The sequence below is a fragment of the Mycobacterium sp. C31M genome (assembly GCF_053345865.1).
Map to the genome: position 1 here is coordinate 127,630 of NZ_JBKFAX010000016.1, position 25,148 is coordinate 152,777.

At 64.7% G+C, this 25,148-nt stretch carries 25 protein-coding genes and 1 pseudogene; 7 read left to right on the top strand and 19 right to left on the bottom strand.

Annotated elements, in window-relative coordinates; translation table 11 throughout:
- Positions 1 to 96: 96 nt before the first annotated feature.
- A complete protein-coding gene (locus tag ACLBYA_RS23400; protein ID WP_447711843.1) occupies positions 97 to 657 on the bottom strand; it encodes a TetR/AcrR family transcriptional regulator in 561 nt (186 codons plus the stop codon).
- 169 nt (positions 658 to 826) lie between these two features.
- On the opposite strand from ACLBYA_RS23400, the gene ACLBYA_RS23405 reads away from it, so the two are divergent.
- On the top strand, positions 827 to 3,631 hold the full coding sequence (locus tag ACLBYA_RS23405; protein ID WP_447711844.1) for an ATP-binding protein: 2,805 nt from the start codon (positions 827 to 829) through the stop codon (positions 3,629 to 3,631).
- A 9-nt stretch (positions 3,632 to 3,640) separates the two neighbouring features.
- On the opposite strand, the gene ACLBYA_RS23410 is transcribed toward ACLBYA_RS23405, so the two are convergent.
- Positions 3,641 to 4,339, bottom strand: coding sequence for an oxidoreductase (locus ACLBYA_RS23410; RefSeq protein WP_447711845.1), 699 nt, complete (start codon positions 4,337 to 4,339; stop codon positions 3,641 to 3,643).
- Between the two features lie 101 nt (positions 4,340 to 4,440).
- Positions 4,441 to 4,881 (bottom strand): pyridoxamine 5'-phosphate oxidase family protein, encoded by a 441-nt coding sequence (locus ACLBYA_RS23415; protein ID WP_447711846.1) that lies wholly within the window; start codon positions 4,879 to 4,881, stop codon positions 4,441 to 4,443.
- A 139-nt stretch (positions 4,882 to 5,020) separates the two neighbouring features.
- On the opposite strand from ACLBYA_RS23415, the gene ACLBYA_RS23420 reads away from it, so the two are divergent.
- Positions 5,021 to 5,380, top strand: a complete 360-nt coding sequence (locus tag ACLBYA_RS23420; protein ID WP_447711847.1) for a hypothetical protein — start codon at positions 5,021 to 5,023, stop codon at positions 5,378 to 5,380.
- Positions 5,381 to 5,390: 10 nt separating this feature from the next.
- Complete coding sequence (locus ACLBYA_RS23425; RefSeq protein ID WP_447711848.1) at positions 5,391 to 5,606, top strand: hypothetical protein; 216 nt, start codon at positions 5,391 to 5,393, stop codon at positions 5,604 to 5,606.
- 211 nt (positions 5,607 to 5,817) lie between these two features.
- On the opposite strand, the gene ACLBYA_RS23430 is transcribed toward ACLBYA_RS23425, so the two are convergent.
- From ACLBYA_RS23430 to ACLBYA_RS23455, 6 genes are all read right to left on the bottom strand, one after another.
- On the bottom strand, positions 5,818 to 6,765 hold the full coding sequence (locus ACLBYA_RS23430; protein WP_447711849.1) for an enoyl-CoA hydratase/isomerase family protein: 948 nt from the start codon (positions 6,763 to 6,765) through the stop codon (positions 5,818 to 5,820).
- 62 nt (positions 6,766 to 6,827) lie between these two features.
- Complete coding sequence (locus ACLBYA_RS23435) at positions 6,828 to 8,066, bottom strand: acyl-CoA dehydrogenase family protein (RefSeq protein ID WP_447711850.1); 1,239 nt, start codon at positions 8,064 to 8,066, stop codon at positions 6,828 to 6,830.
- 18 nt (positions 8,067 to 8,084) lie between these two features.
- On the bottom strand, positions 8,085 to 9,326 hold the full coding sequence (locus ACLBYA_RS23440; protein ID WP_447711851.1) for an NADH:flavin oxidoreductase/NADH oxidase family protein: 1,242 nt from the start codon (positions 9,324 to 9,326) through the stop codon (positions 8,085 to 8,087).
- 109 nt (positions 9,327 to 9,435) lie between these two features.
- Positions 9,436 to 10,074: a PAQR family membrane homeostasis protein TrhA gene (gene trhA / locus ACLBYA_RS23445; protein WP_447711852.1), complete on the bottom strand. Its 639-nt coding sequence runs from the start codon at positions 10,072 to 10,074 to the stop codon at positions 9,436 to 9,438.
- 29 nt (positions 10,075 to 10,103) lie between these two features.
- Entirely contained in the window at positions 10,104 to 10,454 is a 351-nt protein-coding gene (locus ACLBYA_RS23450; protein WP_447711853.1) for a nitroreductase family deazaflavin-dependent oxidoreductase, read from the bottom strand.
- A gap of 76 nt (positions 10,455 to 10,530) precedes the next feature.
- Positions 10,531 to 12,108, bottom strand: coding sequence for a succinic semialdehyde dehydrogenase (locus ACLBYA_RS23455; RefSeq protein ID WP_447711854.1), 1,578 nt, complete (start codon positions 12,106 to 12,108; stop codon positions 10,531 to 10,533).
- Between the two features lie 143 nt (positions 12,109 to 12,251).
- Here ACLBYA_RS23455 and ACLBYA_RS23460 point away from each other — a divergent pair, with 143 nt between their 5' ends.
- Positions 12,252 to 13,229 (top strand): AraC family transcriptional regulator, encoded by a 978-nt coding sequence (locus ACLBYA_RS23460; protein WP_447711855.1) that lies wholly within the window; start codon positions 12,252 to 12,254, stop codon positions 13,227 to 13,229.
- Between the two features lie 19 nt (positions 13,230 to 13,248).
- Here the strand turns inward: ACLBYA_RS23460 and ACLBYA_RS23465 are convergent, their stop codons facing one another.
- The 4 genes from ACLBYA_RS23465 to ACLBYA_RS23480 form a co-directional block, all read right to left on the bottom strand.
- Positions 13,249 to 13,422 carry a hypothetical protein gene (locus ACLBYA_RS23465; RefSeq protein WP_447711856.1) on the bottom strand — a complete coding sequence of 58 codons (174 nt, stop codon included), beginning with the start codon at positions 13,420 to 13,422 and terminating at the stop codon, positions 13,249 to 13,251.
- A 180-nt stretch (positions 13,423 to 13,602) separates the two neighbouring features.
- The gene (locus ACLBYA_RS23470; protein WP_447711857.1) at positions 13,603 to 13,929 is read right to left on the bottom strand and encodes a DUF2510 domain-containing protein; all 327 of its coding nucleotides are present in this window, start codon (positions 13,927 to 13,929) and stop codon (positions 13,603 to 13,605) included.
- Positions 13,930 to 13,978: 49 nt separating this feature from the next.
- Positions 13,979 to 14,836 carry an alpha/beta fold hydrolase gene (locus tag ACLBYA_RS23475; protein WP_447711858.1) on the bottom strand — a complete coding sequence of 286 codons (858 nt, stop codon included), beginning with the start codon at positions 14,834 to 14,836 and terminating at the stop codon, positions 13,979 to 13,981.
- Positions 14,833 to 15,057 carry a carboxylesterase family protein gene (locus tag ACLBYA_RS23480; protein WP_447711859.1) on the bottom strand — a complete coding sequence of 75 codons (225 nt, stop codon included), beginning with the start codon at positions 15,055 to 15,057 and terminating at the stop codon, positions 14,833 to 14,835. The genes ACLBYA_RS23475 and ACLBYA_RS23480 overlap by 4 nt, the downstream gene beginning before the upstream one ends.
- A 51-nt stretch (positions 15,058 to 15,108) precedes the next feature.
- Between ACLBYA_RS23480 and ACLBYA_RS23485 the strand changes: the two genes are divergently transcribed.
- Positions 15,109 to 15,714 carry a TetR/AcrR family transcriptional regulator gene (locus ACLBYA_RS23485; RefSeq protein WP_447711860.1) on the top strand — a complete coding sequence of 202 codons (606 nt, stop codon included), beginning with the start codon at positions 15,109 to 15,111 and terminating at the stop codon, positions 15,712 to 15,714.
- A gap of 314 nt (positions 15,715 to 16,028) precedes the next feature.
- Here the strand turns inward: ACLBYA_RS23485 and ACLBYA_RS23490 are convergent, their stop codons facing one another.
- The gene (locus ACLBYA_RS23490; RefSeq protein WP_447711861.1) at positions 16,029 to 16,487 is read right to left on the bottom strand and encodes an Lrp/AsnC family transcriptional regulator; all 459 of its coding nucleotides are present in this window, start codon (positions 16,485 to 16,487) and stop codon (positions 16,029 to 16,031) included.
- A 103-nt stretch (positions 16,488 to 16,590) separates the two neighbouring features.
- On the opposite strand from ACLBYA_RS23490, the gene ACLBYA_RS23495 reads away from it, so the two are divergent.
- Positions 16,591 to 18,111, top strand: a complete 1,521-nt coding sequence (locus ACLBYA_RS23495; protein WP_447711862.1) for an MFS transporter — start codon at positions 16,591 to 16,593, stop codon at positions 18,109 to 18,111.
- A gap of 103 nt (positions 18,112 to 18,214) precedes the next feature.
- On the opposite strand, the pseudogene ACLBYA_RS23500 reads toward ACLBYA_RS23495, so the two are convergent.
- A pseudogene (locus tag ACLBYA_RS23500) lies at positions 18,215 to 18,938 on the bottom strand (IS3 family transposase); the annotation flags it as partial.
- A 430-nt stretch (positions 18,939 to 19,368) separates the two neighbouring features.
- Between ACLBYA_RS23500 and ACLBYA_RS23505 the strand changes: the two are divergent.
- Positions 19,369 to 20,178 carry a hypothetical protein gene (locus ACLBYA_RS23505; protein ID WP_447711863.1) on the top strand — a complete coding sequence of 270 codons (810 nt, stop codon included), beginning with the start codon at positions 19,369 to 19,371 and terminating at the stop codon, positions 20,176 to 20,178.
- A 93-nt stretch (positions 20,179 to 20,271) separates the two neighbouring features.
- Here ACLBYA_RS23505 and ACLBYA_RS23510 read toward each other — a convergent pair whose 3' ends face one another.
- From ACLBYA_RS23510 to ACLBYA_RS23525, 4 genes are all read right to left on the bottom strand, one after another.
- Positions 20,272 to 23,367 (bottom strand): replicative DNA helicase, encoded by a 3,096-nt coding sequence (locus ACLBYA_RS23510; RefSeq protein ID WP_447711864.1) that lies wholly within the window; start codon positions 23,365 to 23,367, stop codon positions 20,272 to 20,274.
- Positions 23,368 to 23,829: 462 nt separating this feature from the next.
- The gene (gene rplI / locus ACLBYA_RS23515) at positions 23,830 to 24,285 is read right to left on the bottom strand and encodes a 50S ribosomal protein L9 (RefSeq protein WP_447711865.1); all 456 of its coding nucleotides are present in this window, start codon (positions 24,283 to 24,285) and stop codon (positions 23,830 to 23,832) included.
- A gap of 12 nt (positions 24,286 to 24,297) precedes the next feature.
- Positions 24,298 to 24,561, bottom strand: a complete 264-nt coding sequence (gene rpsR, locus ACLBYA_RS23520) for a 30S ribosomal protein S18 (RefSeq protein WP_019512180.1) — start codon at positions 24,559 to 24,561, stop codon at positions 24,298 to 24,300.
- A gap of 35 nt (positions 24,562 to 24,596) precedes the next feature.
- Positions 24,597 to 25,112: a single-stranded DNA-binding protein gene (locus ACLBYA_RS23525; protein WP_447711866.1), complete on the bottom strand. Its 516-nt coding sequence runs from the start codon at positions 25,110 to 25,112 to the stop codon at positions 24,597 to 24,599.
- Between the last annotated feature and the right edge of the window lie 36 nt (positions 25,113 to 25,148).

The following is a 25,148-nucleotide window of genomic DNA, read 5'->3' on the forward strand; positions in this document are numbered from 1 at the left end:
GTACTCGGTGACGTCAGCCTCGCAGCTCCCTCGCCGCCTTCGCGTCGGTGAAAGTCCCTTAGATGGTCAGCGGTAGGCGCCGGTACGTCGGGTGCTCTAGTGCATCGTCGGGAAGACGATGGCCAACACGCCGTCCAGGTAGGCGGGCTCCAGTGGCATCCCATGTATCAGCCGGTACTCGACGACCCCGTACAACAGGTCGCGCATCGTGCGCCAGTCGGCGTCGGTACGCATCTCACCGCGCTGTTGCGCGAGCGCGACGCGGGCACCGAAGTCCTCGATGTTGGGTGCGATGATCTGGTCGAACAAGGCGCGCAGGAGGTCCGGGTCGGACTGGCCGGCGGCAATCAGACATCGATAAGCCGGTCCGAATCCGGTGGTGTTGATTAGCTCAACCAGCGCGGTCAACTGGGTCCGGAGATCGCCGACGATATCGCCGCTGTCCGGGAGAGCCACGACGCTGCTGAGGCTTTCGGTCGCGGCTTCGAGTATCACTGCACCCTTGGACGGCCACCACCGGTAGATGGTCTGCTTGCTGACCCCTGCCCGCCGGGCTATCGCTTCGATCGAAATGCGGTCGTATCCCAACTCGCCGATCATCGACATGGCCGCGTCGAGTATGGCGCGGCGCGATTGCTCGCTGCGGTTGGCAGGCATACCGCGAACCGTAGACGACCCCCGGCCCGATTGAAGCAATACGGTGCGGTCCGTATTGACGTGTTGTGGTCCTTCTCATAAGGTCAGGGAGCGGCGCGGCGCACCCGGCCAAAGCGTGGAGCTCAGCCCGGCCCGGCTCGGCGTCATCTCAGCGGAGGGGAGCCTGCCCATGTCCGTCGAACGGATCGATTCGGACAACGACACTTCCGCGCGGCACGTCACCGTCGAAGCCGACACCTCGCGGCGCCCCAGCGGGACATCACCCCTGCTCGGCCGACATCGCGAACGTGAAGCGATCGACCACCTGCTGGCCGAGGCGACGGCAGGTCGCAGCGGGGTCCTGGTGTTACGCGGCGAAGCGGGCATCGGAAAATCTGCCATGCTGCAGCACGCCCGCGATGCCGCGGTCTCGCTGGGGATCCGGGTGGAATCAGCTCTCGGCGTGGAGGCGGAGACGCAGTTTGCGTTTGCCGGCTTGCATCAGCTGTGCGCGCCTCTTCTCGACCGTGCCGCGGCCTTGCCCGAACCGCAGCAGACCGCCCTCGAAGTCGCATTGGGCCGGCAGGCCGGCCCCTCGCCGGATCGATTCCTGGTCGGGCTCGCCGTCCTCAACCTCCTCACCGAGGCGGGACCGATGCTGTGCCTCTTCGATGACGCCCAGTGGCTGGACCAGGCGTCGGCGCAGGTGCTGGCATTTGTGGCGCGGCGGGTGGCGGCCGACGGGCTGGTACTGCTGTTCGCGGTGCGCGATCCCTGTTCGAGTAGCGGATACGGGTTGACGGGGTTGCCAGAGCTGCGCATGGAGGGGCTGGGCGACGCCGATGCCCGGACACTGCTGGCCACCGCCATCGGCGCACCACTCGATCGTGGGGTCCGCGATCGCATCATTGCCGAGGCACGGGGTAATCCGTTGGCGCTATTGGAACTGCCGAGCAGTCTGCAATTGGCCGGCGGGTTCGGACTCCCCGACCTCACGAGCGTCCCGCATCGCATCGAAGACAATTTCCAGCGTCGTTCGGCCGGCCTCCCGGCGCAGACTCAACAGCTGATGCTGGTGGCTGCCTCCGAGCCGACCGGCGATGCGAGCCTGTTGTGGCGAGCAGCCGACCATCTGGGCATCGACCGCGAAGCAGCCGCGCCTGCGGAAGCCGCGCGGCTGCTCGAGATCGATACCCGGGTTCGATTTCGCCATCCGTTGGTGCGCTCGGCGGTCTACCGCGCCGCCACGGCATCGGAGCACCGCCGGGTGCACGACGCCCTGGCGGCAGCCACCGATCCCGAGGCCGACCCGGACCGCCGTGCTTGGCACCGCGCACAGTCAGTGCTGGGCACCGACGAAGACGCCGCCACGGGTTTGGAGCGGTCGGCCGATCGTGCGTTGGCACGTGGCGGGTTCTGTGCCGCGGCAGCGTTTCTGCGGCGTGCGACCGAGTTGACGCCGGACGCTGCCGATCGGTCCAGACGTGCACTGGATGCTGCCGATGCCAGCCACTGCGCCGGCGCGCCCGCTCTTGCGTTGTCGGTGTTGGAGAAGGTGAACACCGAGCACCTCGACGAGCTGCAGCGGGCCCGCCTGGAACTGCTGCGCGCGCAGATCACCTTCGCCCTCGACCAGGGCAGCGAGGTGCCCGGGATGCTGCTGGACGCTGCGCGGATGTTGGCTCCCCTGGATCCCGCACTGGCCCGTGACACCTACCTGCAGGCCTTCGACGCAGCGACCATCACCGGCAGTCCAGGCGTCGAATCCGGCCTGCCCGAGATTGCCGAAGCCGCCCGTTCCGCGCCGACTCCTCATGGACCCGCGGATCTGCTGCTCACCGGATTGGTGGCGGTACACGCCGATGGATACGAAACCGGTACACCCATCCTCAGGCAGGCGTTGGAAGCGTTCCGTGACAACGTGTTTCCGGTTGCACTCGCGCGGACCGGCGACGCCGGCACCTGGCTGTCGCTGGCCGCACGAACCGCGACAGCCCTGTTCGAAGACGAACTGGCCATCGAACTGGCCGACCGTCACGTGCGACAGACACGCGAAACCGGCGACCTCGCAATGCTACCCACCGCGCTCGTCGTCTCGGCATTCACGCGGGTGCATACCGGCGAACTCGCTCTTGCCGCCGAGTTGTCGGACGAGGCGGCTGCCATATCTCAGGTGTCGGGTGCAATGCCCATCGACTACACGCAAACCTATCTGGAAGCCTGGCGCGGCGAGGATTTGGAGGCCACCCTCCGCGATCACGGGACCGAGACACGCCCGCAGGGTATCGACGCCGTGGTATCCATGTGTGCGATGGCGGTGCTGCACAACGGCCGCGGTGACTATCCGGCGGCACAGATGGCCGCTGCCGCTGCCGGAAATTCGTACGAGCCCGGGATCAGAGGGTTGGCGCTGTGCGAACTGGTCGAAGCGGCCGCCCGTGCCGACGATTCGGAATCTGCCTGTTGCGCAACCGAAGAGCTCAGCATGCGAGCCCGGGCCAATCCTACGCGATGGGCGCTTGGGGTTGCCGCGCGGTCTCGCGCGTTGACCACCAGCGGGCAGGAGGCCGAGGGGCACTACCGGGAGGCAATCGGGCAACTGCAGAACTCTCGAATGCGCGCCGTACTGGCCCGCACCCACCTGGTGTACGGCGAATGGCTACGCCGCGAAGGCCGCCGCGGCGACGCACGCGAACAACTCCGCACCGCCCACGATCTGCTCTCGGACATGGGCGCGGAGTCGTTCGCCGCCCGCGCCGCCCGTGAGCTACGCGCCACCGGTGAGCGAGCGCGCAAACGAACCTCGCAACCCAGCGATGCGCTCACCGCCCAGGAGGTGACCATCGCGCGACTCGTCGCGACCGGAGCGACATCCCGAGAAGTCGGCGCACAACTTTTTCTGAGCCCCCGCACGATCGAAGCCCATCTGCGCAACATCTTCCGGAAGCTGGGCATCACCTCGCGGCGGCAGCTCAGGGATCTGCCGCCGCCCTGAACGTGACCGCTACGCAGGCTGCTTCGCGTGCATCTCCATGTAAGTCGGGAAGTCGATGTAACCGCGCTCGGTACCGCTCCAGACGGTTGAGTGGTCGTGGTGCGTCAACGGCTGACCAGACTTGATGCGCTGCGGCAGATCGGGATTGGACCTGAACAGTCGGCCGAAGGCGATGAGATCGGCAGCGCCGCTCTCGACGATCGCCTCGGCACCACGCGGCTCGAAACCGCCCGCCGAGATGGTGCTTCCGCTGAAGTCCCTGCGGAGGTCGGCCGACGCGACCGGCTCCGCTTCCTCCGCCAAAGTCTCGTTACCGCGCACGCGCGGTTCGATGATCTGCAGGTAGGCCAGGCCGATCGCGTCGGCGCGCCGGGCGACGTATCCGAACGTGTGCCCGGGATCGCTGTCGGACATGTCACCGTAGGTGCCGCTGGGGGATACACGAAGACCGACCCGATCCGGACCCCACACGTCGATGACAGCGAACAACACTTCGAACATGAGCCGGGCCCGATTCTCCACGGGACCGTCACGAGCGTCGGTGACCTTGCGCCACCCGGTGACGTGTTCGTCGGAGTACATACCCGGTGCGCCCAGATTGGAACGCGCACTTCGCAACGCGACGTTCACCACGGTGCTGTCGATCATCACGATGCCGGACCCGAGCACCGTGGTCAGCAGCACCCACCGGCCCGCGGCGGTCGTCATCCTCAGACCGCCTGATTCATCCACGTTGTCCCTCCACGCCTACTCGTCGAAGCGCCCCGGGACAGCCCACGTGGCGGGGCCTACATGGGGGTCTGCTGAGGCTATTCGTCGTCCGACGCCGAGTCGCCGTAGTCCCAAGACAGGGTCCGCACGGGGGTGACGTAGATGTAGGTGGCACCCGGTCTCGGCGCGGTAGGCCACTCGGACTCTGGCACGCCGCGCGACCGGGCACCGTGCCGTGCGAGTTCCAGCGTTTCAGCGGCTGTCCGAACGATGCGCGCGTGACCTTGGAACATCACGCCGCGGATATCCGCCATGGTTGAGCCGTCTTCGAGCATGACGCTCACGTTCGGATTGCGCTCTACGTTGGCCACTTTGCGCGTGCCATCTCGCACACCCATGACGACGTCACCGTCCATCCGAAAGTAGCCCAGAGGCACGGTGTGTGGGAACCCGTCCTTGTCGATGGTGGCCAGAATCGCCCAGCCCGGACGGCTGTCGAGCAGCGCCGTTATTTCGTCGTCAGTCAGTTTGCGCGGCATGTGGCGAGGTTACTCGTGAGGCTGCTCCCGCCCGCATCGGAGCGAAAGGTCCACGGCAATCCCTCGCTGTCGGCCGGCCACAGCAAGCAGCGCCGCTCACTTGACGGATTCGGAGTTCTTGGAGGTCTAAGTTGGCCGAATGGGTTTGTTCAGCCATGAGGAGTTCGCCGACCGCCCTGCTGGCGACGCTGGCGATGGGGTCGTTGCGAGGGCGCGCCGTACTGAGGTGGACGAATTCGGGACCGATGATCCTGTGGTGGTAGGTCCGGGGTTGCCGCCCGAGGATGGTTCGTGCGGTCAATTCGCCGTGCAGTTTCACGTGTCTACGTCAATGCTGATTGGGTTGAAACGTATTGCTGATATGCGTGGGGTGAGCGTGCCGGAGGTGTGCCGCCAGGTGATCGGTGTGTTTGTTGCCCAGCAAGAGGGCGAATTGGGTGCGTTTCTTGCTGCTGAGTCCGAGGTGGCTGACTACCGGCCGAGTTTGGGCCACTCGTAGCTGAGTCCCGGTGCGCAAGGATCACGCGGACGGGGTCGAGCCGTTGAGACGCGCCGCGGTCTCCGCCGAGGTGATTGCATTCGGAGCCGAACGGGTGCTCCGGGCCTTGGACGGTCACTTCAACGAATCCCGCGGCGACGAGCGACTTTTCATGCGACAGGACGGCGCTGTCGTCGACGGCAGCGCTGACCCCGAGCTGGTGCCTCTGCGCGGCTCCGGCCGGTAAAGCTCCAATTGGACATCGAGTGGACATCTCACTTGAGAAGCCACACAAGAGATGTAGGTTCTCACGTTTCGCTGCATCTGCCGCCACCGCTGGCCAGTACGTTTGTGATTCGAGTCACGCCGGGTGCGCCCCAGTTCGTCTCACGAAGTGCTGCATTTCCTAGCGCGCAGTCAATTGGGTCCTCACCGACGTCCGGCAGGCGGGTTGATTCTCAGAGTGCCGGTGGCCGCGCTTCCGGGGCTGGCGCCCAGTGTCCGTTTTCGACAGCGCGCTCGTAACTCGCCGGATCATGCAGGAGCAGTCGTCCGGCCGATTCGTAGTCGCGCACATAGGCGTTCATGATGGCCGCCGTCTGGTCATCGCCCAGCACAGACAGAAACTCGGCGCGTTCGGCCAGCAGCCCTCTCCGCAGAGGCGATGACGCGCCGAAGTACACCGCTCGTTTGATCGCTCCGATCGCGTCGGTCGGTCGAGCACCGAGCCGGTGCGCCCGCGTCACCGCGTGCGCCACCAGTTCACCGGGCGGCACCACCGCGTCCACGGCACCCATGCCCAATGCCTCCGCCGCCGTAAACGATGTCCCGTCCAGTATTGCCGTCAGTGCGCGGTGCGGACCGATGAGATGCGCGAGCCGCTGGGTCCCACCGCCACCGGGATTGAACCCCATCAGCACCTCAGGCTGACCGATGAAGGCGTCATCATGGTCGGCCATGAAGCGGACGTCGCAAGCCCACGCCAATTCGGCGCCACCACCGAGCGCGGAACCGTTGATCGCGGCGACATAGACAACGCTGCTGGTGTTCATCTTCACGAAAGTGTCGTGGAACCGGTCCAGCTCGATAACGCCCTCCAACCGGGTGCGGGCGGCGATCCGACGGAACGCCGACGACTTGGCGGCCGCACCGACGAACCTCATGAGTGCCGTCGCACCTTTGCGGTTGATGGACGGGCTGTCATCGGACCCTTCCCGCATCCAACGAACGTCGGCGTGGCCGGCAAACCGGTCCGGGCGAGCCCCGGTCAGCACGACGGCCTTGACGCCGGGGTCGCGATCCGCGAGGTCGACCATGGTGGCGAGGTCCGCTACCAGCGGGCGGTCCAGTAGACCCATAGGGCCGCCATCCATGCGTACGAGGGCGACTCCGTCCTCGACATCCATCGCGAGACGGTCGAACCGTGCGGTAGCCAGTGGCGTTCTCCTCCGTGTCATGGCCAACCGCCTCACGCCAGTCCGGACGCGGCCAGCGGATCCCAGCCGTCGCTGGTGAGGATGTCCTGCAGTTGCCTGCGGCGAACACCGATATTGCCGCCTTCGAAAACGGGGTAGGCGAGCGCGTCGAGCAGGTGGTGGATGATCGGGAAGTCCCGGTCGTAGGAGGTGACCCCCACGACCTGCACGAGCTTCTGGATCACCTCGACCGCGGTCTCCGAACCGTAAACCTTGGCGTGCAAAGCAAGTTCGAGTCCGGCGGGATCCCCCGTGGTGACGGCATCAAGGGCCTTCCAGGACAACAACCGGACCGCCTCGATCTTGCCCTTGGCCTCGCTGAGAACATCGACCACCGGCCGGTGCTCGATGATCGGCATCCCGCCGCCGCGGGTCTGCTCGGTGGCGAACCGATAGGCGATATCGAAGGCGGCCCGCATCGAGCCGGTGGACAACAATCCCACTGCCGCCGCACTCCCGGTGAAGGCCGCATACGTCAGTTGGGGACCCTGTCCCTCCTGGCCGATGAGATTGTTCCTGGGCACCCGCACACCCTCGAGCCGGACCCGCTGGGTCAGATGGCCACGCAGACCCGGCATGTCGAGCGTGTCGAGGACCACCAGGTTCCCCCGTGTGAAGTGCTCACGCTGGACGCCGATCAACGAGACACCGCCGGGGGTCCGGCAGGCCACAACCATGAGATCCGGGCCGGTGCCGTCCCACCCGCCGAGGTTGGCCGACCACTGCTTCTCCCCGGTGATCACCCACTCGTCCCCGTCGAGTACGGCGGTGGTCCGCAGGCCCTCGGCCGGCGGCGGCGCGGCGAAGTTGGCCGTGCCGGCGGGCTCGCTGAGCGCCATGACGGCTAGCGGAGACCCGCCGTCGGCGAGGAACGGTGCGAGGAATCGCCGCGTTTGGTCCGGGTCGCCGCCGAAATAGACCGGGGTCAGCGCAATCATGACGCCACCGAGGACGGCCACAAAGTCCGGCATCACGGTGGCCAGCTCCTCGGTGGCCAGGGCCGCGTCGATACCGGAAGCCATGGTGCCACCGAAGATCTCGGGGATCATGCCCTTGATCAGGCCGGCCTTGACGGCGGCTTCGTGAGCAGGTTTCACGAGCAACGCAGCCTCGTACGGGTCGGCGGTGTGCCGGACCCGATCGACCAGCGGGGCGAGGTGCTCCGCGGCGAAGGCCCGGGCCTGGTTCTTGAGTTCGATCTGCTCGGGAGTGAGCCTGAATCCGATCGTCATTGTTGTGCCTTCCGGGGTTCAGGCGGCGAAACCGCGGCGTTGTGGACGCCCGAGCATGCCCGCGTTGACGAGGTACTGCGGCAAGTTGCGCAGGGGGTGGCGGTTGGGGTCGGGTTCCTTGCCGTTGCCCAAACGACGGATCTGGACGCCGTACCACAGCAGTTCACCCATTCCCTGAAGGTGTTTGAAGGGGAGCTTCTTGACCTCGACGGGTCGGGCGGCGGGAGCGCCGTCGAGCAGGCGTTGCGGCAGGTCTGGCTCGATGATGAGCGGGCGTCCGAGCCCGACCACGTCGACCGCTCCGCCGGCAACGGCGTCGTTCATCATCGAGGCACTGCGGAATCCGCCGGTGACCATCAGCGGAAGGTCTGCGCCTGCCGCCGTAATGGCAACCCGCACCCGTTCGGCGTAATCCAGGAAATAGGCCTCGCGGGCACGAGTGGATGCCTTGACGTTGGACGCGCCCATGAAGGCGGTCGATTCGTAGTTGCCACCGGATATTTCGAGGAGGTCGATGCCCTCTTGAGCGAGTGCGAGCGCGATCCCGGTCGACTCGTCTTCGTCCAGGCCGCCGTGCTGGAAGTCGGCGGAGTTGAGTTTGACCCCGATGGGGATATGCGCGCCGAGCTCGGCGCGCACTGCACGCACGATCTCCAGCAGGAGTCGGCGCCGGTTCTCTGGGTTCCCACCCCATTTGTCGGTGCGCTGGTTTGTCAGCGGCGACAGGAACTGGCTGATCAGATATCCGTGCGCGGCGTGGATCTGAATACCGGTGAAGCCGGCTTCGGCGACCACCCGGGCGGCTGCGGCAAAGCGACCGATGATGTCCTCGATCTCGGGGGCGGTCAGGACACGGGGCTTTCCGAACGCTCCCGGTGCACCCGTGACCGCAACCTCCGACGGCGCAACCGGCGCAGCCTTGTTCAGGGCACGTGGCGCCTGCCGGCCCGGATGGTTGAGCTGAACCCATGCCTGTGCGCCACCGGCGGTCGCCGCCTCGGCCCACTCGCGCAGCAGTCCGATATGGCGGTCGTCCTCGACCGCAACGTTTCCGACCTCGCCGAGGGCGCGACGGTCGACCATCACGTTGCCGGTGATGAGCAGGCCGGCACCGGACTGCGCCCAGCGGCGGTACAGCCGGATCAGATTGAGGGTCGGCGCTTGGTCACGGTCGCCGAGGCCCTCACTGATCGCGGACTTGGCGATCCGGTTCGACAGTGTCACACCCGAGGGAAGTTCCAGGGGTTTCGCAAATTCCATTGACATTCAATAACTCCGATCATGTGTGTGCTACCTACGCTATGAGTCAGTCGATGTCGGGCACAGGTGCCCGCAGGTATGGGAGTTACTCGTTTAGGCACGCCCGGGGTCAGCGCAGGGTGAACGCGACGATGGCGATGTACTGGCAGATCCATGCCGCCGCGGTGAACAGGTGGAACACCTCGTGATACCCGAACCAACCGGGGTGCGGATCGGGCCATCGCGTGGCGTAGGCCACCGCACCGACCGTGTATAGCGACCCGCCGACGATGGTCAGCACGCCGGCGGTGACGTCGGTCGAAATCACCTCACCGAGAAACGGCGCAATGGACCAACCCACGAGGACATAGAGACTCGTGGAGACGCTTCGCGGCGCGTCGGTCCACATCCACCGGAAGGCGACACCAGCCGCTGCAGCGCCCCACACCACGACAAGGACCAATTGTCGACGCCAGTCATCAAGTCCCCCAAGGGCAATCGGCGTATAGCTCGCGGCGATTATCAGGTAGATATTGGTGTGATCCAGTCGCCTGAGCAGCCGTTCGGCGCCCGGCGTCCAAGTTCCGACGTGATAGACGGCACTGGTGGTGAACAACAGCAGGGTCGCGACCGCATAGGTCGCAACAGCCCACCGCGATACGCGGTCGGGGGCGAGGCAGACGAGAACGGTACCCGCGGCCAGGACAACGGGCACGAACGCCGCGTGGATCCACCCACGCATCCGCGGCTTACCGAGATCTACAGTCACAACATTGGATTCGTCGGCGCGTTGCGTCATCATCGCGGGTCGATGCCGTCTCGTGACTCGATGTCGGCCACGAGCACGTCAACCCGCAGTCCGACCAGCCGCGCCGCCAGCGGGAGACCCACCTTCGACTGATCGCGCGTCACGACACGGGGATTCACCAGGCGCCATCTGCGGCCGACGTGCCGGATATCGGCATGGCCGACGGCAAGGATGTTCTTCACCCAATCGGACCGGCCGTGGCCCATACCGAAAGAGATGGCCGTGCCGGCCCGGAATGCGTTGACCGGTGTCGCATACGTCCGCCCCGACCTGCGGCCGGTGTGTTCGATGACGGCGAACCCGGGCGCATACGGCGCCAGTCTGCGGAAGACGGGATTCATGTAGCGAATCTGCAAGCGATTCAGCCACTCCGGAAACAGGTTCTCCTGATCTGTCGACATCGCGGTGCCTTTCTGTCTAGGCCATGCCGAGGTTCTTGGCAGCCTTGAGCCCTAGGGTGACGGCTGACCGCCACCATCCGAACGGCACACCGGCACGAGGCTTGATCGGGTACAGCCGCTGCTGAGCGACGGTCTGCGCCTCGGTGTACTTCAGCAGCCCCTCCGCACCATGCCGGCGCCCGAGACCGGAGTCGCCCATGCCGCCCATGGGTGCATCGACGCTGCCCCACGCGGCGGCGAAAGCCTCGTTGACGTTCACGGTTCCGGCATGGATGCGGGCCGCGACGGCGCGGCCGCGGGCACCGTCGCGGGTCCAGACGCTGGCGTTGAGCCCATACGAGGTGGAATTGGTCAAAGCAATCGCGTCATCGAGGTCGGTGTAGCGGTAGACGGAGACGACCGGCCCGAAGGACTCGTCCTCGAACACCGCCATCTCGGGGGTGACATCGGTCAGGATGGTCGGTTCGTAGAACAACGGCCCGATATCGGGGCGCGGAGTTCCGCCCGCGAGCACCGTCGCCCCCTTCCCGACGGCGTCAGCAACATGCGCGGTGACGGCGTCGAGCTGTGACGCGTTGGTCAACGAACCGACATCACCGCTGAAGTCGAAAGCCGAAGAGATGTCGAGGTTTTCGGTTCGGCGAACGAAGTCCGCCACGAACTTGTCGTAGATGCTGTCGTGCACGTAGAGACGTTCGACCGATACGCACAGCTGACCCGCCGACGGGAAACAAGCATTGACCGCGCCCTCGGCCGCCCGGTCGATTTCGGCGTCATCGAGCACCAGCAGGGCGTTCTTGCCACCGAGTTCCAGCGACGAGCCGATGAGGCGTTCACCCGCCTCACGGGCGATGCGACGGCCCGCAGCAGTCGACCCGGTGAACATCACGTAGTCGGCATTGTCCATGAGCGTGTCGCCGATCACCGACCCGCGACCGACGACGATCTGCCAAACATCCTCCGGCAGACCGGCTTCCCTCATCAGATCCAACGCCCACAACGCGGTGAACGCGGTCTGGGTGTCCGGTTTCTGGACGACCGCATTGCCTGCCATCAACGCCGGGATGGCGTCACCGGCGGCCATGCTCAGCGGATAGTTCCATGGCGACACGATCGCGACGACACCCTTGGGGTGGCGCAGTTCGCTGGTGCGGGTCAGCAGCGGAACGGCACCTCGGCGCCGTTTCGGCGCCAGCAGCTTGCGCGCCGTTCTCGCGTAGTAGCGCGACGTGGTTGCGATATCGATGACCTCGAAAAATGCGTCCTTGCGGGTCTTTCCGTTCTCGAGCTGTATGAGATCAAGGACCGCCGCCTGGCGGCCGAGCAGCAGATCGTGGAAGCGCAGCAGGATCCGTTCGCGCTGCTCGATCGGCGTCTGGCTCCAGGCAAATTGAGCCTGCCGTGCCCGAATGAACGCGGCGGCGACATCCCCGGTGCTCGACTGCGGCAGCTGGCCGATGGGCTCACCGGTGTAGGGAGCGTAGGTGGTTACGGTGGACGCGTGCGGCGCGGCAGTGACGGTGCCTGCCAGGGCGGCGAGAGTCGCGTGACTCAGGTTGGCCGGCAAGTTCACCGGTGTGGTTGTCGTGGTCATGGGCGCTCCCATCGGCTGACACAGGTACGTCGACCAGATTCGCAGCCCGGATATGCGCGAAACAGATGCCAACGGGCCCGGGAGTTACTAGATTAGGCACCGTGCATTGGGATCAGCCGCGACCACCGGTCAGCCTGCTGCTCATGACACAGATCGCTGCTGACCACGGTGGGACCGCCGAGCAATGTTTGGCCGGGACGGGATTGTCGCCCGAGGAACTGCTCGACCCCACTGTCGAGGTGACCCCGCGCCATGACCTCGCCGTGGCCCGCAATCTGTGCAAGATGGTTCCCGACAGTCAGCCCGGACTAGAGATGGGCAGCCGATTCCAGCTCAGCGAGCAGGGCATCTACGGGTTCGCCCTGCTCAGTAGCCCGACATTGCGGGCGGCGATCGATATCGGGATCCGCTTCCTCGACCTGGCTTTCGCGATGGGCACGGTGCAGGCACGGGTAGGCGCCGACGGTGACCTGGCGCTGGTGCTGGACGCCGAGGACATACCTCCCACGATGCGCCGCTTCTACGTCGAACGTGACGCCGCCTCCATCATGACGATCCAACGCGGACTCTCCCCCGACCTCGACGCGGTCCATCGTGTCGAGTTCGCATTCCCCCCACCGGTCGACGGAGTCGCACACTACGTCGAGATCCTCGGAGTAGAGCCCACATTCGATGCGCCGGAAACCGTGCTCGTCATCGAGGGCGCCCAACTCGACCAGCCGCTGCCCGGGGCCAATCCGCACACCGCCGCACACGCGATCCAGCAGTGCCGGCAGTTGCTCGAATCCCGGCGCGCCCGTACCGGATTCGCCGGCCGGGTGCGCGACGAACTCGTCGCGCGGATCGACGACCCGCCCGCGCTGGACGAGGTCGCAGCAAGACTGCACATGAGTGGCCGGACACTACGGAAATACCTGACGGCCGAAGGCACGTCCTACCGGTTACTCCTCGACGAGGTCCGCGAGCATCTGGCCGAGGAACTGCTCATCACAGCGCGCCTTCCCGTCGAACAAATCGCTCACCGTCTTGGCTACCTCGAAGTCACCAGCTTCTCTCAAGCATTCCGCCGCTGGAAAGGCGTCGGACCCCGCGAGTTCCGGGCGGCCTATCCGGGTCGATGAGAGCAGCCGCGGTCGACCCCTAAAGATCCGCCGACGTAGCCGGTGGCGTCGGCGAAGGGCCCGGGGTGCGGATGGTCTCACTGCCGGTGACATCGACGGTGACGGCGGTGTAGGGAGGGTGTAAGCCACCGGCGCGGACGAACGCGTCGGCGTCGTTCAAGGCGGTGTTGAACCGCTCGACCGCGGCAATCATCGCCTGGAGTTCCCGTGGGGTTCATTTCCTGCATCGATTCCATGGTTGGTTCCTCTGCAGCGTCATGCGGGACAGCTAGGAAGTACTGTGGCATCGCTTGTTCTCCTCATCGGTATCAGGCAGTGATGAAATGCGGTGTAGCGCTTAGGGTGTTGGTAATCGCCGGAGCGGTCCCCGTATCTATGGGTCGGCGTGGCGCGGTGCGGTGTGCTGAGTCCAAGACTTGCCGTCGAAATAGCGGATCAGCTCGGGGTTCTGGTGGTCTGGATACCAGCCGGCCACTATGGTCGATTGATTGTTCACAGAGCCTGTAGAGATGCTGACGAGCAGGCTGATAGAGACGCCTACAGCACCAAGGATGGCGAGTGCCGGTCCGAAGATCACCAAGTCGCGCCCGACATACGAGGCGGGTCCCAGCAGTGGTCCGATGATCCGGGCCACCACGCCGATCACGAACAACAGTCCACAGGCCAGCCCGACTCTGGTCGATGTGCGTTTGAGATCCACGGCCCGAAATCCTCTCGTGTTGGCTGTCATTCGAGGTGCATCGAACTGATCAGTCCGTTCGCCGGAGGTGTTCGAGGACGAGGCTGCGGACGGGTTCGATGTCGGCCAGGAGGCTGTGTCCGGCACCAGGGAGGATCACCGTATCCGCCCCGGCGCGCCGCGCGACATCCGCGGCCACCTCCGAATCGTGAACCTCGCTCGCTCCGGCCAGCGCGACGAGGGTCGGGACGGGCAGCCGCGTCAGCCCATTCGGCAGGTGGGGATAGACCATCGGCGAGGCCGGGAAGTGCGCGGCCCCGTGCGCGAGCAGATCGAAGTAGGCTTCCACGTGCGCCGGCCCGCTGCCGGGACCGTCCGGTGCCAGCATCGCGCGGGCGGCCTCGAATGTGGGGTGCGGGTTACGGTTTCGGCCCAGCTCCTCGAACTCGGTACTGAATTCGGCAAAGACCAACGGCGGGTCGAGCAGGACCAGCCGTCGCACCCGCTCGGGATGAGCGAGCGTAAACTGGAGCGCGAGGTGACCGCCCAGGGACTGGCCGCACAGGTCGGCCGCCTGTAGCCCGAGAAGGTCGAACGTTTCCGCCAGCCAGGCCACGAGATCGTCCATACTGGTCAAGGCCGCGCCGGTGTGTCGACTGCGGCCCGGCTCTCCCATGGTGTCCACCGCCCGAACGCGATGCTCCTCGGCCAGTGAACCGACGACCGGATACCACATCCCGGACGTGCCACCGTATCCGTGCAGCAGAACCAGCGACCGCGCTGCGGTCGGGCCGGCGGAAGTGACCCGCGTCGTTCCGTACCGACCCGCAAGATCTACCGTCTCGAACGGCACCGGCCACTGTGCCAGCACCGCGTCGTAGGCCTCGAAATACGCGGCCTCCAGCTCAGCGGCGGCGAACGCACTCATCGCGCACTCACCAACTCGAATCGGCGGCGCCCATCCAGCAGAGACAGGGCATACAGTCCAGCAAACCGCAGCGCACCGACCGGGCGCTGAGCGTACGAGATGCCGCGGAAGGCGGCGTTGGTCCGCCGTAGGCGACCCTCGACGGTCCCCTGCTCCGTTCGGACTTGCGGATGTCCGTGCATGCTCGCTCCAATCTGTCGGTGCGCCCTGCGGCGAACCATAATCAGCCACCTGTATTATTTCAACTGTATTGGAAAGGTCGAAGGGCTACGGTGCCGAAACAGGTTGATCACCGCGAGCGTCGCGAAACGATCGCTCGCGCTCTGTGGCGTGTGGTGGATCAACGCGGCGTTCTGAGACTGAGCCTGCGCGAGGTGGCGGCGGAGGCCGCGATGTCACACGGTCAGCTCCAGCACTACTTCGCGAGTCGTCAAGAGTTGCTTTCGTTCGCGATGGACTTCGCTGCCGACCAGACCGCTCAGCGAGTGGCAGGTGGTCTGCAAGGGCTCGGCCCGGTGCCACACGCGCGAGATGTCCTGCGGTTGATCCTCATCGAAATGCTGCCGCTGGACGACGATGCTCGGGCGACGAGCCGCATGAATGCTGCCTACGTTCTCGAAGCACTGCACGACAACGCGATTCGCGATCGTGCGCGTGAGGGCTTACGTCAGGGACGAGAACAGGTCAAAGCACTCATCGCGCAGGCGATCACTGATGGGAAGATCGCCCACGATCGCGACGCGAACACCGAGACCGACCGCATCCTTGCCTTGACCGGCCTCACGCCACTTCTCGACCTGGAGGTCATCAATCCCGGCGAGGCCCTCGCCGCAATCGATCAGCATCTCGACGAGCTCTTCACATCGACACCGCAATGAGACCCATCTTCCTCCCGATACCCCATCGGCAGACCCGTCGGAACGAGCGGCCCCGAAGATTCCAGCCGCCTATGTCGTATATGACAGCAGGAAAGGGAACCGGCGTCCCGCACGGCGTCTCTCATGTTCGCTGCATAAGTGCAGCCGAACTTGAGAAAGTGCATTCGAACTTGAGAACCCACAAGGAGCAAGAATGGAGGCGCTGTGGCTTCCCGAGTTTTATGTCCGCCGACGCGCCGCCGACTACCTGCTCACTTTCGAACCGAAGCTGACAGACAGGCAGGGACTGACTGCGCAGCACGGTCAACTGCGGTTCAGTGCGAGCAGGTTGTCGGCACGGGGCGTCGGTCCGCGGGGCTGCTGAAAACAAGATTGGTGGTGACGTGGCCAAAGGTCACGAGGTCTGCCGCCAGAGCTTCCAGATCGCTCATCGACGCGGCGACCACCTTGAGCAAGAAGCAGTCTTCACCGGTGAGATGGTGCGCTTCGAGCACACGCGCCGCACGCTCCAGGTACTCGTAAAAAGGCTGCCCTGTGCCAAATGTGAGCCGCAGGCGAACGAATGCCATCAGCGGATATCCCACCGCCTCGGGCGATACGACAGCACGGTAGCCGACAATGACGCCTTGGTCGGTAAGTCTTCGTACTCGATCCGCTACCGATGACGGTGACATTGATACTGCCCGCGCGAGGTCGGCCATGCTGGTCCGCGCGTCGCGTTGCAGCACCTCCAAGATAGCAACATCGGTCGGATCTAGTGACGGTTGGGGCATCGGGGGCACACCGCAGGATATGCCAACGAATCGACGGCCGTAGATTTCATTCTTCGTGGATCAGCGGTTCTGAAGGCACCTGCTGTCCGCGATGCTTTCGCTCATGACTTCGCAGGACCGCCCAGCCAGACCCGGTATCACGATTGGCGCAAGCTTTGCATCCGCTTTGATGTTCGGGTTGGAGATCTCTAGCGTTCCGGTCTCGCTACCTGCCATCGGCGAGCAATTGAGCGGCGGTTTTGCCGATCTGCAATGGGTAATGAATGCCTACACGATCGCCAGCGTGATGATCCTTGTTGCCGCGGGCGTACTCGCGGACCGCTACGGCCGCCGGCTGGTCTTCTCCACATCGGTGACCGGATTCGGAATCGCCTCCCTGCTGTGCGGATTGGCGCCCGAGATCGAAGTGCTCATCGCCGCCCGCTTCATTCAAGGCATCGCCGGCGGCGCCATGGTGATCTGTGGTCTGGCGATCCTGTCGCATCAGTTTCAAGAGTCGACTCGACGCGCCCAGGCCTTCGGGATCTGGGGTATCGGACTGGGTTCGGGCCTCGGGTTCGGACCGATCATCGGTGGCGCGCTCGTCGCATGGTGGGACTGGCGCTGGGTGTTCCTCATCCACGTCATCATCGCGATGATCGCCCTCGTCCTGATTGTGCGCTGGGTACCCGAATCACGCGACGTACGTCCAGGCCGGCTGGACGTGCTGGGGATAACGACGCTCAGTCTCGCCCTGTTTACGCTCGTATTCTTTATCACCCATGGGCCGACAGCCGGGTTCGCCAGCGCCACGGCGGTCATCAGCCTGGTCATCGCGGTGCTCGGATTCGCCAGCTTCGCTGTGGTCGAACTGCGCGCCGAGTCTCCGATGATGCCGTTGTCGTTGTTCACCCGCCGCCCGTTCACTGGCGCTCTGGTGGGCGCTATCGCGATGAACTTCAGTTTCTGGCCGCTGATTATCTACCTACCCATGTATCTGGAACGTGCACTCCACTATTCCGTTCTCGCAGTGGCCATCATCGTGCTGGGCTACACCCTGCCAACGTTCGTACTGCCCCCGCTGGGAGAGCGCCTGGCACTGCGGTTCGGGGCGGCACGAACCATCCCGGCAGGGATCGCCGTCATAGGGACCGGGATGCTGTTGATCGACCTCGGCGTCGCGATGCCGCAGCCCGGCTGGTGGACCGTGTTACCCGGACTGATCGTTGCCGGTGTCGGCCTCGGACTGACCAACACCCCGGTCACCAACACCACCACGGGCTCTGTGCCGCCGCAACACTCGGGGATGGCCTCCGGTATCGACTTGACCGCACGGCTGAGCTTCCTGGCGATCAACATCGCCGTCATGGGCGCGCTGTTCACCGAGAGCGTGACCGCCACCCTCCGCGACCGGCTCCCATCCGAATCTGTCGAGTTTGTCGATGATCTCGCTCTCCAGATGACCGGAAGTGGACACAACTCCGCGACCGCGGTTGGCACGGGGACCCTTGACGCACTTGCCGCCGACGCCATACGCAACGGCTTCGGCGCAGCGGCCCTGTACGGCGGCACGGCCGCAGTCCTGCTCGCTATCGCCAGCAGGCTCATCTTCGGAAGCTCAGTGCGCCGCAACGCGAATCTCTGATCTCTTGCCCTAAAGCACCGGTCGGTACAACGCAGTCCCGTAGCTCACACGTCGAAAACCAGGGGGGCGGCCCCGACTTCAGTTGACTCGCGGGGTGTGAACTTCAGGCTGCGGTTGTGACCGGTGTGTGGAGCAGTTCGAACTCTATCGGGGTGATTCGGCCGAGGGCACGTTGCCGGCGGCGTCGGTGGTAGGTCCGCTCGATCCACGTGACTATGGCTTGTCGCAGTTAGGCCCGTGTGGACCACCGTTTTCGTCCGAGCACGTTGCGCTGCAGAAGAGCGAAGAACGACTCCATGGCGGCATGATCTCCGCACGCGCCAACTCGACCCATTGATCCGTGTAACCCGTTGTGCAACAGTGCATGGACGAACTTACGTGACCTAAATTGACTGCCCCTGTCAGAGTGGACGATCGTCTCGACAGGCGAGCGCAGCGCCACCGCGTGATCCAGGGCGGCCACCGCCAGCGAGGACTTCATCCGTGAGGGATCGAGTAGCCCACAATCCGGTTGGGGTAGACGTCTTTGACGGCGCCCAGGTAGAGCTTGCCTTCGTCGTTGGGTGCTCGGTGATGTCGGTCAACCAGACCTGATTTGGGCTTGCTGCACTGAAGAGTCGCTCTACGAGGTCGTCGTGAACTGGTGGGCCAGATCGGCGGTTCAATCCACGTTTCTTGGCGAAGATCGACCAGATCCGCTCCTGGGAGCACAACCGGGCGACACGGTTCTCTCCGGCGGTGATTCCGCGACTGGGCGGCTCGTCTGCGATGAACCGGTATCCGAAAGCGGGGTCATCGGCGTGGATGTCACGCCCGGCGTTGATCAGGTCCGGTGATGCGGACTGGCCCGGCCGTCCTCACGGTCGGCGATCTTAAGCCAGCGGGGTTGAGGATGACACGCAGTTGCCAAACAAGTCAAGTATCTATGCGATTCACGTTGATTGTGAATTTTGCGGCAGACCTGAATGCCGCTCGTTCTATTGTTCGCTGTGGTTGTCGGGTTGTCGCCGGTGCACCATTTCCCGACTGCGGCGATCGCCTGTGCGTGTGGGGGCAGCGCGGCGCGACGCACCAGCTACGCGACTCCGCGGCCGCTGAAGTCGTCCGGCCACTCAGCGAGCCCGAGCGCCGACAGGTGCCAGAGTCGACAGCTCCAGTGAAGATTGGCGCGTCAACTACCGGATGGATGTGAATGCTGACCGGTGCATACTTCAACCTGGGCATCGACGCCGAGAAAAGCCAATTCCAGGAGAGCAATTGTTCATCTCACCTGACCAAGATCCTAAGGAACGTGTGGCAACGCTTTGGGAGCGTATCGAAGCGCAGACCGGTGTCGATGAAGCTCTCCAGTCGAGGGCAGCGGTCGAACTCGAATGCCGACTTCAGCACTGGCATGGCGACTATCTCCCCCGGCCGTCGCGGTTCAAGAACAAGCAAGGAATCGACCTCGGTACCCACCTCGTCGTTCCGGTCGATCCGATCGAGTTAGTCATCGTCCGGGCGATCTCTATGACGCGGGGAGCTGCCCAATTCGGCGTCTCACCGAACGGCGCAATCTTCACGGCTGAGGGTGACGGCTGGACCATTCATGGACCCCGGGTGGACATCACACGGGTGTCTTGGCTGCTCGACGAAGCTGCCGATATCCTGCAAACCATCCGCCGGGGCAAGGGCGGTCGGTTCTACGAACGCAATGGTCTGTTCTTCCTGGCAGATCGCAAAACCACAATTTTGGAAGCGGTCGATGAGCCCGACCCTGCCAAAGCTCGCGCGATTCAGTACGATAAGCGGCCTTTGTGGCAAAAGGCGATCAGTACGGTTTTTCGAAAGCACTGGGATCAACCGCCGCAACGATCAAACGGCCCACAGTTGCCTGATGAAATCGGGCAGGCGCGGAGCGCACCGTTGCGACGCCAAATCCGCCCAGTCGAAACCCAGCTCTACCACCGAGCCGACCGAGGTGCCTCACGGCACACCCACGGTAGCGCTCGAAAAGAACAGATCTGCCCAGTGCACTTCGTCATCCTGCCTGACCATGGCGTATGCGACGACTGCCGCACAGATTGAATAGCTGCGTATCCGGCTAGGAAACACCAGAGTCGTTAATGGACAGAGAATCAACGGCGCAAGGAAGTGACCGCGTCGCAGCAAATGACGGGCTTACCGCGCCATATTCGTGAACCGCGACAGGTGAAGTTGATGCGCCACAGTGATATTCGCGGTCGGGCCGTTGCGGTGCTTGCCGAGGATGATGTCGGCCTCGCCGCCGCGCGGGTCCTCACGGTCGAACGCGTCGGGGCGATGCAACAGCATGACCATGTCGGCATCCTGTTCCAGCGAATTATGAACTGAAATCCCCTGCGCCACAAAGTTATGCGTTCCGTCGACAGTCCCGTCGAATACGTCCTGCATGCCGATGCTGGTGATCTCGACGATCTCGTCCCAGAACACGTCGTTGGTCGCCAGGTCGTGCAGCGCTTCGTCCTTGAGCAAGGTGGCTGCGCGGCGCAGTCGGGCGCGGCTCGGCGAGTGCTTCCACATCGTCGAACCGCAGAACTGCGTACCCATCGCCGCAGCGAACTGCCGGTGCGTCATGCCTTCGCGTGTCAATGCCGACTTGACCTGGTGCCAAACCTCTTTCGGCACGGTGTCGAGATTGGTGTTGCAGCTGAGTGCCGTCAGGTGGCTGAGCACATCACGCGCCAGCACGCCGCGCGCACCGTGCACACCGACGTCGGTCAGGAAGCGCTTCTGGTTCTCGCCGCCATAGATCAGCACATGCCAGCAGTCGCGATACCCGGTCTTCTGCGCCCGCTTGATCCGCGCATACACCCCGACCCGGAGCAGCAGTTGCACCACGTCGTCGGCGAGCTGCCGGCTGGTGGTGGCGTAGTAGATCCGGCCCTGCCCGACCTTGGCATCCCAGCGCACCGAGCCATCGGTGGCCCACAGGTGCTTGAGGAACAGCGCCACCTGATCGTTGGGAAGCCCGAAAACCTTTTTAGGTACGAACTTCTCGTAGCTGCGCAGCCCAAACAGGCCCAATCCGTCCAGCCAGGCTGCGATCGGATTCCGCTTGCCGTGGGTCAGCCGGTACGGCGCCGGCATCCGCAGCGTGGTCACCCGGGCCGCCGGGTATTCGTCGCGCACCGCAGTGATTCCGAAATGGGTGGCGGCCCGGGCCACGGCAACGAGGTTTTCCTCGTCGATCGATGCGTACCGGATCGGCTGACGCTTCACGCACGACCCGTCACCGATCATGTGCGCGAGCATCACGATCTCGGATTCGTCCATCCGCTCGGTGTGCACCGGCTCGGGCACCGTCCGCGGTGTCGCCAGTCGGTCACCGACGGCCAAGTCGCCCAACGACACCCAGCCATTCAGTGTCATGAACGGATGGTTCGCGGTCGCCTCCACCTCGCGGCCGGAGGCCAGCCGCAGCTTGAAGACCTCCTTGTGCCCGCTGTAGAACACATTGGTCATCGGCCGGGCGACCATGCGCTTGCGCTCATCCAACGACCACACCAGCGGCCGTTCGCCGATGGCCATCAGTTCACCGAAGGTGACCTCGGCGCCGGTGTCGGCGCGCAGGATGCGTGTGTTGGCCGTCAGGCAGCCCGACTCACGAAGATCGGAGACCTGGGGACGCTTGTCGGTGCGCTGCTCGGGACCACGGTTCAGCTGGCTGATCGCGATCACCGGCACGTGCAGTTCCTTGGCCATCAGCTTGAGGCTTCGGGAAAAGTCCGAGACTTCCTGCTGTCGTGAGTCGTACTTCTTGCCCGAGCTCATCAGCTGCAGGTAGTCCACGACGATGAGCTGAAGGTCGGCCTTCTTCTTCAGCCGCCGTGCCTTGGCCCGGATCTCCATCATGGTGAGGTTCGGCGAATCGTCGATATAGAGCGGCGCCTCGCTGATCTCACTCATGCGCCGCGCCAGCCGCGTCCAGTCGTCGTCGTTCATCCGGCCCGAGCGCATATCGCCCAGCTTGATGTTGGCCTCGGCTGACAGGAGACGCATGACGATCTCGGACTTACTCATTTCCAGCGAGAAGATGACGCTGGCCAGCTGGTGCTTGATGGAGCAGGACCGCATGAAGTCCAGGCCCAGCGTCGAGTTGTGTGTCGGCACCATGCCACGCCCCGCGAGGTAGAGGTGCGCGTGGTTGTCCACCTCGACGCATCGCACGGCAACGCTGTCCACGCGGCGAACCTCGATGATCTGCAGCGGCCGCGCCAGCACCATCGCGGTGCCGTGCACGGACGGCACCGGCGAGCCTGCCGGTGCCACGGTGTCCAGGCCCGAGCGCAGCTGCACGGTGGTGCGCACGCCGAAGCCCGTGGGCCACTGGTGCTGCTCGTCGGCCACGATGACGGTGCCGTCGGAGAACTCGATCTCGTAGCAGGGCCGGCCCAGCAGGATGCCGCTCTCGGCGACCACGCGGGTCGGCTCGCCATCGGCGCCCAGCAGCCGATCCCCCACGGCGACATCGCCCATGGTGGTCCAGCCTGTCGGCGTCGGCAGCGGTGTGTTCAGCGCCAGCGCCTTACCCACACCCGGGCGCGCGGCGATGATGATCATCTGCCCGCCGTGCAAACCATTGGTGATCTCGTCGAGGTCGATGAATCCGGTCGGCACACCGCGCGCCATACCCCCCGAGGACGCGATGGCGTCGATCTCGTCCATCGTGGGCTGCAGCAGGTCTTCCAGCGCCACGAAGTCCTCGGACTGATTCCGACTCTCGGTGACGTCGTAGATCTCGGCCTGAGCACGATCGACCACATCGGCCACGTCGGCGCCGTCGGCCCCGGCATAGCCGTACTGCACCACCCGGGTGCCGGCCTCGACCAGACGACGCAGCAGCGCCTTCTCGGCCACGATTGTGGCGTAGTAGCCGGCGTTGGCAGCGGTCGGCACGGTGGAGATCAGGGTGTGCAGATAGGGCGCTCCACCGATGCGGCGCAACTGACCGCGCCGGTCCAACTCGGCGGCGACAGTGACCGCGTCGGCGGGCTCACCGCGGTCGTAGAGGTCGAGGATGACCTCGGCCACGTCCTGGTGGGCCGGCCGGTAGAAGTCCGGTGGCTTCATCTTCTCCAGGACATCCGCGATGGCGTCCTTGGACAACAGCATGCCGCCCAGCACGGCCTGCTCGGCCGCCATGTCCTGCGGGGGTTGGCGGCCGAAGTCTTCGCGCGGTGGCTCCTCGATATCGGAGTCCCGGCCGGAATGACTGAAGTCGTCTACGACAGCCACGAAGCGCCCCCACCTCCACTATCAGATATATCGCAAATACGTTCGATCGACACGATACAGACGCCCCCCGACAAACCTGTCGATGCGGCTGCGACCGATAACGTAAGGCTTTGCTCAGCACCACGCAATCGGGGCCTGTTGATAGCCCTGTGGATGGCGTGTGGACAGCTCCGGTGAGCCGTGTTGACGGGCTGGGGAGAACCTGTGGACAACCGCGCGCGATACCAGACGGCCAGCAGGTCAGGAGTATTTTCGGAGGATATTGCTCTGTGGACACTTATTCGTTCGGCGTGTCTCGGCGGGTTGCCCCTTCGGGCGTGTTGCGTTTCGCCGAAAAGCCAACGAGGTTAACAGTCGGTTTACGTTGCTGTGAGCAGATTACTAGAACTTGTTCGCTGGCCGACACAGCAACGCCTGGGTGGGAGGCAAAGGAGCCTCCCACCCAGGCGTTTGAAAAAGCAACTACTCCGCAGTGACGTTCAGCTGCACGACGGCGGTGACGCCGGGATGCAGCTTCACACCGATCTGGTGCGTACCGGTGGCCTTGATGTGGGCCTTGGGCAGCTCGACGGTGCGCTTGTCCAGGTTCGGGCCGCCGGCCTTCTTGATGGCGGCGACGACCGAAGCCGGGGTGACCGAACCGAACAGCTTGCCGGTGTCGGCGGCGGCCTTCACGGGCAGCGTGACGGCGCCGAGGCCCTCAAGAGCGGTCTTCAGCTCGTTGGCGTGCTCGACGCCGCGAACTTCCTTGATCTCGCGAGCCCGACGGATCTCCTCGGCCTGGCGTGCGGCACCGCGGGTCTCCACGATGGCCAGCCCACGGGGCAGCAGGTAGTTACGGCCGTAGCCGTCCTTGACCTCGACGGCGTCGCCGGCGATACCCAGGTGTTCCACCTCAGCGGTGAGAATCAGCTTCATTGTTTCTCTCCCCTACCGCGTCGACGAACCGAACGGCAGCAGAGCCACCTCGCGGGCGTTCTTGACTGCGACGGCAACGTCGCGCTGGTGCTGGACGCAGTTGCCGGTCACCCGACGGGCACGGATCTTGCCGCGCTCGCTGATGTAGGTGCGCAGCAGCGCGGTGTCCTTGTAATCGATGTTCTGGTTCTTGCCCTTCTTGGAGCAGAACACGCACTTGCGGGTCTTGACCGGCTTCTCGGGTGCCGGCCGCCGCTTGTTGCTGGACTTGGCCATGGATCTATCTCTTTCTCAAATGATGTAAAGCGTTGTCAGAAGGGCGGTTCGTCGTCGGCGCCGCTGTAGGAACCCGCCGCCGGGGCGCTGCCCCACGGGTCGTCCTTGGGCTGATCCGAACCGCCGCCACGTGGGGCGCCACCACCGCTGTTTCCGCCGCCGAACCCACCACCGCCGCCGCCACCGCGGCTGGCCTTGTTGACCTTGGCCGTGGCGTAGCGCAGTGAGGGTCCGATCTCGTCGACCTCAAGCTCGACGACGGTGCGCTTCTCACCCTCACGGGTTTCGAAGGACCGCTGCTTGAGACGACCGGACACGATGACCCGCGAACCGCGGGTGAGGCTCTCGGCCACGTTCTCGGCAGCCTCACGCCAGATGTTGCAGCGGAGGAACAGCGCTTCGCCGTCCTTCCACTCGTTGGTCTGACGGTCGAACGTCCGCGGCGTGGAGGCCACGGTGAAGTTCGCGACAGCCGCGCCGGACGGCGTGAAACGCAGTTCCGGGTCGGCGGTCAGGTTTCCGATAACAGTGATGACGGTGTCACCAGCCACGAGGTCCTCCTGGGCGTCTAGTCAAAGCGGGAGTAT